Annotated in this window: 10 protein-coding genes; 7 read left to right on the top strand and 3 right to left on the bottom strand. The window is 71.8% G+C overall.

The features are described from left to right. Nucleotides 1-98 precede the first annotated feature (98 nt). Nucleotides 99-1,442, top strand: coding sequence for a BTAD domain-containing putative transcriptional regulator (locus tag V8690_RS22035; RefSeq protein ID WP_338781364.1), 1,344 nt, complete (start codon nucleotides 99-101; stop codon nucleotides 1,440-1,442). A 63-nt stretch (nucleotides 1,443-1,505) separates the two neighbouring features. Here the strand turns inward: V8690_RS22035 and pip are convergent, their stop codons facing one another. After that, entirely contained in the window at nucleotides 1,506-2,474 is a 969-nt protein-coding gene (gene pip, locus V8690_RS22030; protein WP_338781362.1) for a prolyl aminopeptidase, read from the bottom strand. Between the two features lie 57 nt (nucleotides 2,475-2,531). Between pip and V8690_RS22025 the strand changes: the two genes are divergently transcribed. Continuing rightward, nucleotides 2,532-3,065, top strand: coding sequence for a MarR family transcriptional regulator (locus tag V8690_RS22025; RefSeq protein ID WP_338781360.1), 534 nt, complete (start codon nucleotides 2,532-2,534; stop codon nucleotides 3,063-3,065). A gap of 106 nt (nucleotides 3,066-3,171) precedes the next feature. On the opposite strand, the gene V8690_RS22020 is transcribed toward V8690_RS22025, so the two are convergent. Next, nucleotides 3,172-4,146: a WYL domain-containing protein gene (locus V8690_RS22020; RefSeq protein ID WP_338781359.1), complete on the bottom strand. Its 975-nt coding sequence runs from the start codon at nucleotides 4,144-4,146 to the stop codon at nucleotides 3,172-3,174. Nucleotides 4,147-4,285: 139 nt separating this feature from the next. Here V8690_RS22020 and V8690_RS22015 point away from each other — a divergent pair, with 139 nt between their 5' ends. Then, a complete protein-coding gene (locus tag V8690_RS22015; RefSeq protein ID WP_338781357.1) occupies nucleotides 4,286-4,690 on the top strand; it encodes a VOC family protein in 405 nt (134 codons plus the stop codon). A gap of 207 nt (nucleotides 4,691-4,897) precedes the next feature. Beyond that, a complete protein-coding gene (locus V8690_RS22010) occupies nucleotides 4,898-5,470 on the top strand; it encodes a DUF1062 domain-containing protein (RefSeq protein WP_338781355.1) in 573 nt (190 codons plus the stop codon). A gap of 94 nt (nucleotides 5,471-5,564) precedes the next feature. On the opposite strand, the gene V8690_RS22005 is transcribed toward V8690_RS22010, so the two are convergent. Beyond that, the gene (locus V8690_RS22005; RefSeq protein ID WP_338781354.1) at nucleotides 5,565-6,080 is read right to left on the bottom strand and encodes a signal peptide protein; all 516 of its coding nucleotides are present in this window, start codon (nucleotides 6,078-6,080) and stop codon (nucleotides 5,565-5,567) included. Between the two features lie 351 nt (nucleotides 6,081-6,431). Here V8690_RS22005 and V8690_RS22000 point away from each other — a divergent pair, with 351 nt between their 5' ends. The 3 genes from V8690_RS22000 to V8690_RS21990 all read left to right on the top strand — a co-directional run bounded on the left by V8690_RS22000 (nucleotide 6,432) and on the right by V8690_RS21990 (nucleotide 12,557). Beyond that, nucleotides 6,432-8,093: an alpha/beta hydrolase gene (locus tag V8690_RS22000; protein ID WP_338781352.1), complete on the top strand. Its 1,662-nt coding sequence runs from the start codon at nucleotides 6,432-6,434 to the stop codon at nucleotides 8,091-8,093. A 162-nt stretch (nucleotides 8,094-8,255) separates the two neighbouring features. Beyond that, the gene (locus V8690_RS21995) at nucleotides 8,256-10,241 is read left to right on the top strand and encodes a glycoside hydrolase family 97 catalytic domain-containing protein (RefSeq protein WP_338781351.1); all 1,986 of its coding nucleotides are present in this window, start codon (nucleotides 8,256-8,258) and stop codon (nucleotides 10,239-10,241) included. Nucleotides 10,242-10,352: 111 nt separating this feature from the next. Further along, nucleotides 10,353-12,557 (top strand): MMPL family transporter, encoded by a 2,205-nt coding sequence (locus V8690_RS21990; RefSeq protein WP_338781349.1) that lies wholly within the window; start codon nucleotides 10,353-10,355, stop codon nucleotides 12,555-12,557.

Here is a 12,557-nt window from a genome sequence, read left to right as displayed (position 1 = left end):
GGTTCTCCCTGGGCAGAGGCGGGTGGAAGGAGGCCAGTCTCTCCCCGGCCTCTGACCAAAGCCTGACCATCGACGTCCGGTTAGGCTGCCGGGCAACCATGGAGTTCCAACTGCTCGGTCCGTTCACCGCCCACCACGAGGGACGGCAGGTGCTGGGGGGCAGCCGCCGCCAGGAGCGGTGCCTGCTGGCGGTCCTGCTGCTGCACGCGGGCCGCGCCGTCCCGACCGACCGCCTCATCGACCTGCTGTGGGACGACGAACCGCCCGCCTCCGCCCGCGCCACCGTCCACACCTACGTCGGCCGCCTGCGCGCCGCGCTCAGGCCGCACGGGGTGTCCGTCGAGACCCGGCACGACGGTTACGCCGTGGAGCAGGGCCCTCATGGGATCGACGCCCAGGAGTTCGTCGGGCTCGTCGGACGGGCGGCGGACTCCGCTGACCCCGCGGAGCGGATCCGCCTGTACGACCAGGCCCTCGGACTGTGGCGCGGCCCGCTGCTCGCGGACGTGGCCGACGACCGGCTGCGCACGCGCCTCGGCGGCAGGCTGGCCGAACTACGTCTGTCCGCCGCGGAGGGGCGAGCGGAGGCCCAGCTCACCATGGGTCTGCACGACCGTGTCGTGGCGGACCTGAGCCCGTTCCTCGAGGAGCACCCGACCCGTGAACGGCTCGTCGGCGCCCAGATGACCGCCCTGTACCGCGCGGGCCGCCAGGCCGATGCGCTCCGGTGGTACGGCCGCACCCGCGACCTGCTGGCGGACGAACTCGGCATCGAGCCCGGGCGCGACCTGCGCACCCTCCACGAGCGCATGCTGCGCGCCGACCCCCGGCTGGACCGGCCCCCCGGGCCCGTCTACGCGGTCCGGGTCGGCGACCGGTGGTTGCCGTGGAGTACGAGCGGACACCCCGCGCTGGAGTTCTGCAACACCTACGCCGGGTGGGCCGGGGAGCGGCTGCCCGGGTCGGAGTGGCTGCGCGGCTACGCCACCCTCGCCGTATGGGCCGGTCACCTCGACCTGATCGAGGACCGGCAGGTCACCCGGCTGCGGGAACAGGCCCTGCGGCAGCCCACCGAGGCCGCCGCCGTCCTCGACGAGGCCCGGCGCTTCCGTGCGGACCTGTACGCCTGCCTGACCGATCCGCAGGACGGCCGGGCGTTCAAGGCGGTGGCCGGGGTGGTGGAGGACGCCGCGCGGCTCTCGGTCTTCACGCGGGGCGAGGACGGTCTCGGACGCTGGCAGCCGTCGCCCTCCGCCGGTCTGCGCCTGCCCGTCTGCGCGGTGGCCCGCAGCGCGGGCGAACTGCTCGCAGACCCGCGGCGCTTCACCGTCCGCGGCTGCCCCAGCCGGGACTGCGGCTGGCTGTTCCTCGACGAGAGCGGGCGGCGCCGGTGGTGCAGTCTGGCGACGTGCGGCGCCAAGCGGTCGGCCGGGGGCCGGTGACAGGTCGCTCCGCTTCCGGTGTCCGCACCGTCGCGGGGCCCATCTCATGCCGCGGAGCCCTTCTCAAGGGGTGCGGACCGGCCGGAACCGGTCCGTGGCCGCCAGCACGGCCTCCGTCGTGGCATCGCCCGACAGCCCGTGCCCCTCCTCGCCGATCAGCACGAGTTCCGCGTCCGGCCACACCTGGGCCAGCCGCCACGCGACATCCGGAGGACCGCTGATGTCCATCCGCCCGTGGATCATCACGCCCGGGATGCCGGCGAGCTTCCCGGCGTCGCGCAGCAGCGCCCCGTCCTCCAGGAAGCCGGCGTGCCGCCAGTAGTGCGTGACGAGGCGGGCGAAGCGCAGCCGGAAGTGCGGGTCCTCGTAGCGGGGGTCGGGCTTGTGCCCGGGGTGCGTGGACACGTGCACGTCCTCCCACCGGCACCACTCCCGCGCGGCCCGCTCCCGTACGGCCGGGTCGGGGTCGGCGAGCATCCGGGCGTACGCGTCCACCAGACTGCCGTCGCGCTCCCCCTCGGGGACGGCTTCGCGGAACCGGGCCCACTCCTCGGGGAAGATCCGGCCCATGTCCCGCGTGACCCACTCCACCTCGCGGCGGGTGGTGTTGGTGACGCTGAAGAGGACCAGCTCGGATACGCGTCCGGGGTGCTGCTCGGCGTAGGCCAGCGCGAGGGTCACGCCCCAGGAGCCGCCGATGACGAGCCATTTCCCGATGCCGAGGTGCCGCCGCAGCAGCTCGATGTCGGCGATCAGGTGCGGGGTGGTGTTGGCGTCGAGCGAGGTCCGCGGATCGGCGGCGTCGGGTGTGCTGCGCCCGCACCCGCGCTGGTCGAGGAGCACGATGCGGTACGCCGCCGGGTCGAACAGCCGACGCCAGAACGGCCCAGCGCCGGACCCGGGCCCGCCGTGCAGTACGAGGGCGGGCTTGCCCGCCGGATTCCCGCAACTCTCCCAGTACACGCGGTTGCCGTCGCCGACGTCGAGCATGCCGTGCTCGTACGGCTCGATGGGGGGATGGAGCCCGGCCATGAGACGTGCCCTCCTCCCCGGACATAACAGCACTGTTAGATTAACAGGGTGAACAGCGTGAACAACGGGAGCAGCGCGAGGAACCACCCGGATCCGGTCGCCGTAGGAACTCTGCTCCGCCACGTCCTGGAGCTGCTGGACGGCGACGTGGCCAAGGTCTACGAGGAGCAGGGCCTGGCCGAGTACCGGCCGCGCTTCTCCCCGGTCGTACGGGCACTCCTGGCCGAAGGCCCGCTGTCGGTCCGGGACTTGGCCGCTGCGGTCGGTGTCACGCACTCGGCCGCGAGCCAGACGGCGGCGCAGATGGCCCGCGCGGGCCTGGTCACCCACACTCCCGACCCGCTGGACGCCCGCCGCCGCCTGGTCGGCCTCACGCCGAAGGCCCGTGCCCTGCTGCCACGGATCGAGGCGGAGTGGGAGGCCACGGTGGCGGCGATGGCGGAGCTGGACTCGGAGCTTTCGATGCCGTTGGGGGAGTTGCTGAGGCAGGTGGCGGAGGCGGTGGGCCGGCGGCCGTTCCGGGAGCGGGTCGCGGCGGCGTACCGGGCCGAGGGGGCGGCCCGCCGTCGTGGTCAGCGGCCGGTCACGTAGGCGCGGGCCGTCAGCGGGGGGCTGGGGCCGCATACCGGTGCCGATGCCCACCATCGACAGGACCAGGCCCGTGCCGTCTCGCAGTCACGGAATCGCCTTTCGCCGCTCAGGAGGACGCTTCGTAGCGGGTGGCGACCGCGGCGGCGCGGTCGCGCAGGGCGGTGCGCAGCCACTGCGGGGCCAGGGCTTCCGCGTCCGTGGCGAGCTGCCACAGCGCCCACTCGGCGTGCCTCGCATCCTGGAAGGTCACCTCCAGCCGCAGCCGGCCGTCCGCGTCGGCTTCTTCGGCGAGGACGGCCAGCGCGGTGCCCACCAGGTCCTCCCGTCGCGCCGGGTCCAGTCGTACCAGCACGGTGACTTGGTCGCCGCCGGTTCGGAACCGTGTGCTGCGTTCCTGCCAGGCCCGGTCCAAATCGACCCGGTCCGGTCGCTGCGCGGGTTCGGCGAGTTCCTCGGCGGCCAGGATCCGGGACAGCCGGTAGGTGCGGTCCGCGCCGGACCTCGTGGCCAGCAAGTAACCCTGGTCGCGTACGGTGACCAGGCCGATCGGGTCCACCGTGCGCCATGTCGGGGTCCGGTCCACCGCCGCGTAGTGGATGCGCAGCTTGTGTCCGGCGAACACCGCGCGCCGGACCTCGGCCGCTATGGGGCCGGGCACCTCCTCGGCGACCGGCCGACGCGAGAGGAGGTCGGTCTCGGGGTCGATGAGCAGTCGCTCGGCCACGGCGGCCGCGGTGTCCCGATGGCTTTCGGGGAGCGCGTCGACCACCTTGAGCATGGCCGAAGCGAGCGCCGAGCCGAGGCCGAACGCCTGCGCGCCGCGCCGTGATCCGGCGACCAGCAGGGCAAGGGCCTCGTCGTGGTTCAGTCCGGTGAGCTCGGTCCGGAAGCCGGGCAGCAACGCGAAACCGCCGTGCCGGCCCCGTTCGGCGTGGACCGGGACGCCGGCGGCGGACAGCGCCTCGATGTCGCGCAGCACGGTGCGGGTGGATACCTCCAGCTCGCGGGCCAGTGCGGTCGCGGACAGCCGACCGCGCTGGCGCAGCAGCAGAACCAGTGAGACCAACCGGTCGGCGCGCATACGAAAAACCCTAAGGCAATACGTGACACAGGGTGTCGCGATGTGCTGGGAGGCTCGACGAAGTGCCGCCCGGACGCCCTGAGTTGGATGATCCTGCGGTCCGGGCACGCACGCAGTCACTCACACGAAGGAGCCTTGAATGGGGTCTCGACTCAACCCGTACATCGCGTGCAACGGGAACGCGCGGCAGGCGATGGAGTTCTACCAGCAGGTGTTCGGCGGCGAGTTGGAGATGGGCACGGTCGCGGATTTCGGCTCGCCGGAGTCGCCCGACGCCGACAGGGTCATGCACGCCCGGCTCGACACCCCGGACGGATACACGCTCATGGCCTGGGACGTGCCGGAGGGGGTGCCCTACCACCCGGGCAACGATGTCGCGGTGTACCTCGGCGGCGACGACGGCGAACTCCGCGGCCGCTTTGAGAAGTTGTCCGCCGGAGGCACCGTGACGATGCCTCTGGAGAAGCAGGCGTGGGGTGACGAGGCCGGCGCGCTCGTGGACCGGTTCGGGATCACCTGGATGGTCAACATCACCCTGCGGTGAACCTGGTCGACGACGGGGACGGGCGCTCGAAAACCGGTGGAGCGGCGCCGCTGTGCGCCATTACCGTGCTGCCGAACCAAGTCGTCTGGGCTAGGACGTGCCGTTGTACACCGTGTGAGACCTCCCGAGTGCTGATGTGTCGCGCGTCGCGCATGTGCGCCGCGCTGCTTCTTGCTGCGGACTTCTCACTGAAACCGGTGTACTTCTGTGCTCACCAACTGGGTGGTCGCGCCCACCTGCCCGCCACTCGTTCGCCGTCGTTGCCACGCGTGTGCGTCCGAGCGCTTCAGGGCAAGCGGAAAGTTCCGCGTCAACGCGAACCACAAGCTCATCGACGCCTGGCTCCTCGTGCTCTGTACCGCTTGCGGGGACACGGCAAAGCTCACGCTTCTGGAGCGGATGAACGTGCGCTCCGTACGGCCCGAGTTGCTGGACCGGCTGCATGACAACGACCTCGGCCTGGCGGCCGAGCTGCTCCAGGATCCGGTCGTGCGGCGCCGTAATCGCATCGCCCTCGACTGGGACAACGCCTGGCGCCTCGACACCGGCGGATCGGATCACCAGGACCGCTGGACAACGGATCACCAGGACCGCGAGGTGATGGACGTCTCGGTCCGCTTCGCGGCGCGGATCCCGGTCCGGCCGGTGCGACTGATCGCTGAAGGCTGCGGTCTTTCGCGGGCCGAGGTCGAACGACTGATCACGGAGGGGAGACTCGTCTCGGCAGGCCGGCTGAGCGGCAAGCTCTCCGGCGACTTCACCTTCACGCTCAAGCGCTGAACCTCCCGGGACCACGGGCCTGTCCGGCGAGATCCGCCGGACAGGCCCTGGTCGGCGGGCCATCGCCCTGCCACTGGTGGGCGAGAGCGCCGACTCAGCCGTACAAGGCCACCCTCGGCTCCACCGTCCCCACGGCCTGTGGATTCAGGGCCGTCACCCGGTACCGCTCCTCGAGCGTCTCCCCCGCCCCCAACGCCCGCTGCGCACCGACGAGATCCGTGAACAGCGTCCCGGTCTGGCTGGCCAGCCGCACGGCCACCCAGCAGCCATGCCCCGTGCGCCGCTCCACCTTGACGTCCGACGGCGCCAGGAACGGGCCGGTGTCGGGGGACGTCACCAGGAGTTGCGGGGCGACGGTCGTGGGCGTCGACGTGGTGTTGCGGTACGTGACGGTGAACTCCTGCGGGGCGTCGGCCCGCAGGGGGCTCATGGGCAGGTCCACGAAGTCGGTGGGCAGGGCGGGCTCCTGCGCCTGGTGAGCCGTGACGGTCACGGCGGCGGTGACCGCCGGCGTGGTCGCGAGGGCGGGTCCGGCCGTGGCCAGGCCGGTGACCGCGACCAGGGCGGCGAGGATGGCGACTTTGAGACGACTGTCTTTCGACAACGACACGCTGACTGTCCTTGGGGTGGGGGAGGAATTCGCTCGGGTGAACTGGTCCGCCGCTCCCGGCTCTTGACCAGAGATGCCCTCAGACTACGCAGCGGATCCCAGGCAGCGGCCCGGCCCCCGCGGCTCGGCCGAACGGCCGAGGCACTCCGCATCGCCGCCGCGTGCCCTCCACCGTTCCGGAAGTGAACAGGGCCGCAACTACCGGCGGGTACTGGGGAGATCCCGTGGGAGGCGGTCCACAAGGCCGATCGTCATTCCCTTCCCCCTGCGGGTGAGCTAGAAACTTCAACGACCAGTCGCACCACGGGGTGCTCGACGGCACATGTGCCGCGCCCGAGGGGAATCACCACAGTGACCGAGCAAGCTCATGGATCCAGACGGTCCGGCACCCGCGCGCCGCGCAGACGCCTCCCACGCCTGAGGATCGCCGTCGCCGCCGCCGTCTCCTTCGCTGTCGCCGGAACCGCCGCCCAGGTGATGGCCGCCCAGCCGGACGGGAGCGACGGTCAGCCGCCCGTGCCGTCCCTGTCCTGGTCCGACTGCCAGGGCGGCTTCGAGTGCGCGAACGCCGACGTACCGCTGGACTACCGCGACCCGCAGGGCAGGACCATCACCCTGGCGGTCATCCGCAAGAAGGCCCCGGACCAGGCCGGGAGGAAGGGCGCTCTCTTCCTCCAGCCCGGCGGGCCCGGCAACTCCGGCGTGGACTTCGTGCGCGGCAACTACGCCGAGCTGCCCGCCGCCCTGCGCGACTCCTTCGACGTCTTCGGGTACGACGTACGCGGCGTCGGGCGCAGTTCACCGGTCACGTGCTGGGACGACCCGACGTACGCGCAGGCCATCACCGCGGCCAAGGGCGTCCCCGGCCCGGACGCCTACGAGCCCGCCGTGCGCCAGGCCGCCGCGTTCGGCCAGGCCTGCCAGGACAACGCGGGCGAGCTGGTGCCGTACGTGGGCACCGAGTACGTCGCCCGTGACATCGACCTGCTGCGTCAGGCTCTCGGTGAGGAGCGACTGACCTACTACGGGCGGTCGTTCGGGAGTTACATCGGCACCGTCTACGCCGCCATGTTCCCCGAGCGGGTGCGCGCGCTCGCGCTCGACGGCGCTTACGACCCCGAGCACTACGCGAACCGGCCGTACGCCTACGACCGGCCCCAGTACCTCGCCCTGGACGGCGCGATGAGCCGCTTCCTCGCCTGGTGCAAGGCCGACCAGGACACGTGCGGCTTCGGCGACGGCGACCCGCGGGGCGCGTTCGAGAAGCTCAAGGCCGACCTCGACGCCAACCCCGTACCGACGGCCAACGGCGGGCAGGCGAACGGCTACACCCTCGTCTACCGCCTGCTGTTCAACATCAACGAGGGCAAGGTCATCTGGCCCTCCCTCGGCGAGGCCCTGCGCAAGGCCCAGCAGCGCGACAACACCTCCTTCCTGCTCCGGCCGCCTTCATCGGCCAGCTACGACTTCCTCAACCCGAACGTGGTCGTCGAGTGCGTCGACAAGGCCTACCCGAGCGACCCGGCCCTGCTGAAGCGGCAGGTCACCACCAACGCCAGGCTGGCGCCGCTGCTCGGACCGGCCCTGGCGTACGGTCCGCCGCTCTACGACCACCAGCACGCCACCGCCTGCGCCCAGTGGCCCGGCGAGCGGGTCAGCCGCTACGACGGTTCCTTCCGGGCGGAGGGCTCCGCGCCGATCCTCGTGCTCGGCACCACCGGAGACCCGGACACCCCCTACCGGGACGCGGTGGCCCTGTCCCGGGAGCTGGACAACGGCCGGCTGCTCACCTTCGAGGCCGAGGGGCACACCGCCTTCGGGCGCAGCGCCTGCGCGACGGACGCGGTCACCGGCTACCTGGTGGACCTGAAGGTGCCGGCGCGCGGCACGACCTGCGCGGACGAGACCCAGCCGCCGTCCTCCACGCCGAAGGTGGCCCCGCCCGGCACGACCCTCGGTGAGCTCCGCAACGGTGTGAACGACCGCCTGGACCGCCTCGGCGTCCTGCGCTGACCGACCGACCGCACCACGGCACCCCGGGTGCCCGGCCACCTTCAGGCCCGGCACCCGGGGTGTTCCTCCCTCTTGACCCCGCCTTGCGCCGCCCCGTACAACTGCACTCGCAGAAAACGGTTACTACCACTTACTGCCCACCACTGGGGAAGGTCCCTCACCATGAGAGCTCCGGGAGAACGGGAAGAGCCCGCCGCGGACGGAACGGCCGGCCACCCGACGCCCGCGTCCCGCCGGGCCGTGCTCAAGGGCGCGGCCGTCACCGCCGGACTGGCCGCGGCCGGGATCGCCACGACCGGCCCGGCCCGCGCCGCGGGCGACGACCGGCCGGGCCGCCCTCAGAGCGTCACCGCCCGCATGGGAGGCACCTCCGTCACCCTGTCCCTGGTGGACGGCGCGCTGCGCTGGTCCGCCCGCCGCGACGCCCGGACGGTGATCGCCCCGTCGGCCCTGGGCCTCCGGCTCGGCGACGGCACCGTCCTCGGCAGTGATGTCAGGGTGACCGGGGAGCGGTACGGCACCCACCGCACCACCTGGACCCCGGTCTACGGCCGCAACGCGACCGTCACCGACCACTACCAGGAACAGCGCTGGGACCTTCAGGACCGGGCCTCGGGCATCCGCTTCGGCGTCCAGGTCCGCGCGTACAGGACGGGCATCGCCCTGCGCTACCTCCTCCTCGACGAGGGCACCGCCACCATCGCCGACGAGCTGACGACGTTCGTCTTCCCCGACGGCACCACCGTCTACAGCGCCCGCGACGAGAACGCCTACGAGCCGGTCGCGCCGGGTTCCCTACCGGTCACCGGCACGGCCGGCACGGACAACGGGCCGCTCACCGACCTCCCCCTCACCGCCACTCTCACCGGCGGGCTCATCGCCTGCGTCTGCGAGTCCGCGCGGGTGGACTACCCCCGGCTGATGCTCGGCTCGGTCGCCGGCGAGCCCCACACCCTCTCCGCCTTCCTGATGGAGCACACCGCCCGCGGCACCGGCCCCGTGGAGACGACCTCGACCGTCACCACGCCCTTCGCCACACCGTGGCGCGCGGTGGTGATCGGCGCCACCCACGCCGAACTGGTCGACCACGCCGAGCTGGTGCTCAACCTGGCCCCGCCGAACGCCCTCCCCGACACCTCCTGGATCAAGCCGGGCAAGGTCTTCCGCTGCGAGCTGACCACCGCCGCCGGCCTGGCGGGCGTCGACTTCGCCGTGGCCCGGGGACTCGAGTACATCGAGTACGACGCCGGCTGGTACGGCCCCGAGTTCACCACCCCGGACGCCACCGAGCCCATCGCCGCGATCGACCTGCCGTCGGTCATCTCGTACGCCACGAGCAGGGGCGTCGGCCTCTTCCTCTACGTCAACCGGCTCGCGCTGACCGACGCGGACTCCCTCTTCGCCCTCTACGAGAGCTGGGGCGTGCGGGGCATCAAGCTGGGCTTCATCAACGACGGCACCCAGTCCATGACCAACCAGATCATCGACTGGGCGAAGACGGCGGCCAAGTACCAGCTGCTGATCGACATGCACGACGACGTCCGGCCGTTCGGCTACGAACGGACGTACCCGAACTGGATCAGCCTGGAAGGCGTACGCGGCAACGAGCAGTTCCCGACCGCCACGCACAACGTGACCCTGCCGTTCGCGCGCAACATCGGCGGCCCGATGGACTACACGATCTGCTACGGCCAGTCCCGCGACAAGACGACCAACGCCCACCAGATGGCGATGGCCGCGGTGTACTACCAGCCCCTCAACTTCCTCTTCTGGTACGACAGGCCGTCCAAGTACAACAACCCGGCCAACTGGCCCGGCCTGCCGTGGTTCAACGCCGTGCCGGTGACCTGGGACGAGAGCCGCACCCTGGCCGGAGCGATCGGCGAGTACATCGCGGTCGCCCGCCGAAGCGGCTCCACCTGGTACCTGGGCGCGATGACCGACGAGTCGTCCAGGACGCTGTCCCTGCCTCTGTCCTTCCTCGGCAGCGGCACCCACACGGCGACGGTCTACGCCGACGGCACCCCGGGCTCCAGCCCGTTCCGGACTCCGGTCGTGGTCAGCACCCGGACCGTCACCGCCGCCGACACGCTCGACGTGGCCATGGCCCCGGCGGGCGGCCAGGCGGTCGTCCTGACGCCGGGCTGATCCCAAAGGGGGTGGGGTTTTCCCCAGGGCCCCAATCCACCGGCCGGTGGACGGCAGGTTCAACCGAGTGCCTCTGTCGGGCAACTGCCCAGCTCAGCCACGCTTTTGGGCATGAACTCATTATCTGTGCGGGTGGCGCGCTGGAGTGCGCGGCATCCCTGGCGGGCGATCGCCGGCTGGCTGGTGTTCGTGGCGCTGTGTCTGGGCGTCGGCAGTGCCGTCGGCACGAACAGTGCGAAGACGGCGGACTACCGGGTCGGCGAGGCCGGCCGTGCCGAGGCCCTGGCGGCCGAGGCGCATCTGGAGCGCAGGGCCGCCGAGCAGGTGCTGATCTCCTCCCGTTCGGGCGGTGTCCTCGACGAGGGCGCCGCCCGGGCCGCCGCGGACGATCTGACCGAGCGGATGCGGCGGCTGCCCGAAGTGGCCGGTGTGGCCGGCCCGTTGCTCTCCGAGGACCGGCGCGTCCTCATGGTCGAGGTGGCGCTGAAGGGCGAGGAGCGGGACGCGAAGGACAAGGTCGACGCGCTCGTGGCGCAGACCTCGGCGGTGCAGAAGAGCCACCCCGGGCTGCTGCTGGAGGAGACCGGAAGTCCCTCCGTCAGCAAGGGGGTCGACCAGCAGCGCAGTGACGACCTGGCCCTGTCCGAGGCGATCACCCTGCCGGTCACCCTGCTCACGCTGATGGTGGTGTTCGGGTCGGTGACCATGGCCGGGGTGCCGTTGCTGCTGGCGCTGTCGTCGATCGCGGCGGCGGTCGGGCTCTCCATGGTCGTCTCACACGTGTCGCCCGACGCCGGGGTCGGCACGAACGTCATCCTGATGATCGGCCTCGCGGTCGGCGTCGACTACACGCTCTTCTATCTCAAGCGCGAGCGGGAGGAACGGGCCCGCTCCGGCGGGCGGCTCTCCTCCGAGGCCCTCGTGGAGCTGGCCGCCGCGACCTCGGGCCGGGCGGTCGTGGTCTCCGGGCTCGCGGTGGTCGCCTCCACGGCGACCCTGTACCTGGCCTCCGACGTGATCTTCTCCTCCCTCGCGACCGGCACCATCGTGGTCGTCCTGGTCGCGGTGGCCAGTTCGCTGACGGCCCTGCCCGCGCTGCTCGTCAAGCTGGGGCGGCGGGCGGACCGCCGGGCACTGCGGCGGGCGGAGCGCGGAAAGGCCGTGCGCCGGGTGCGGGGCGGGACGGGCGGCGGCCGGGCGTGGAGTGCTCTGCTGCGACCCGCCGCCCGGCATCCCCTCGCGACCCTGTGCGTCTCGGTCGTCGCGCTCCTCGCCCTCGTCGTCCCGCTGGCCGGACTGAAGATCACGGAGATGAGCCGGGACACACACTCCCGCGACATTCCCGCGATGCAGGTCTACGACCGGCTCAACGAGGCGTTCCCCGAGCAGCGGGTGACCCACCAGGTCGTCGTGCGCGCCGATGCCTCGCGGTCGGCGGAGGTCGGCGACGCCCTGCGCGAGGTGGCCCGGCGCGCCGCGGCCGACCCGCTGTTCACCGACGCCTCGCGGATACGGTCGTCCGCCGACGACCGCACCAGCACCCTCGAACTGAAGGTGCCGTACCTCGGCAACTCTGACGAGGCGTACGACTCCCTGGACCGGCTCCGGGACGACTTCCTGCCCGCGACCGTCGGCCGGATCACCGGCGCAGAGTACGGCGTGAGCGGCGACGTCGCCCGCTACGCCGACTATCCCGCCCACCAGAACGGCAAACTGCCGCTGGTGCTCGGCGCGTTGCTGCTGGTGACGTTCGCGATGACCGTGTACGCCTTCCGTTCGGTGGTGCTCGGACTGCTCGGCGTCGCCCTGAACCTGCTGTCCGCCGCGGCGGCGCTCGGGCTGCTCGTGCTGGTCTTCCAGGGGACGTGGGCCGAGGGGCTGCTGGACTTCCGGTCCAGCGGGTCGATCGGGTCGCGTGTGCCGCTGTTCCTCTTCGTGATCCTCTTCGGTCTTTCGATGGACTACCAGGTGTTCGTGGTGAGCCGGATCCGGGAGGCCGTACTCGAGGGAGTGCCCACGCGGCAGGCCGTGCTCGACGGGATCCGCTCCTCGGCGAGCGTGGTGACCAGCGCGGCGGTGGTGATGACGACCGTGTTCGCCGGCTTCGTCTTCCTGCACATCATCGAGATGAAGCAGATGGGCTTCGTCCTGGCGGCGGCCGTGCTGATCGACGCGTTCGTGGTGCGGATCATGGTGCTGCCGGCCGCGATGCTGCTGCTGGGCGAGGCGAGTTGGTGGCCCTCGCGTCCGGGACGCCGGGCGACGGCCGGCCCGGAGAAAAGGTCGTCCTCCCGTCCGGCGGTCGACGTACGTTGA

The sequence above is a fragment of the Streptomyces sp. DG1A-41 genome, from assembly GCF_037055355.1.
Taxonomy (GTDB): domain Bacteria; phylum Actinomycetota; class Actinomycetes; order Streptomycetales; family Streptomycetaceae; genus Streptomyces.
This window is presented reverse-complemented; position numbering and strand designations above follow the sequence as displayed.

What these genes read in the sequence shown, in the direction of transcription:
- V8690_RS22035 (WP_338781364.1), top strand. Translation starts at nt 99, where the DNA reads ATGGAGTTCCAACTGCTCGGTCCGTTCACCGCCCACCACGAGGGACGG.
- pip (WP_338781362.1), bottom strand. Translation starts at nt 2,474, where the DNA reads ATGGCCGGGCTCCATCCCCCCATCGAGCCGTACGAGCACGGCATGCTC.
- V8690_RS22020 (WP_338781359.1), bottom strand. Translation starts at nt 4,146, where the DNA reads ATGCGCGCCGACCGGTTGGTCTCACTGGTTCTGCTGCTGCGCCAGCGC.
- V8690_RS22015 (WP_338781357.1), top strand. Translation starts at nt 4,286, where the DNA reads ATGGGGTCTCGACTCAACCCGTACATCGCGTGCAACGGGAACGCGCGG.
- V8690_RS21995 (WP_338781351.1), top strand. Translation starts at nt 8,256, where the DNA reads ATGAGAGCTCCGGGAGAACGGGAAGAGCCCGCCGCGGACGGAACGGCC.
- V8690_RS21990 (WP_338781349.1), top strand. Translation starts at nt 10,353, where the DNA reads ATGAACTCATTATCTGTGCGGGTGGCGCGCTGGAGTGCGCGGCATCCC.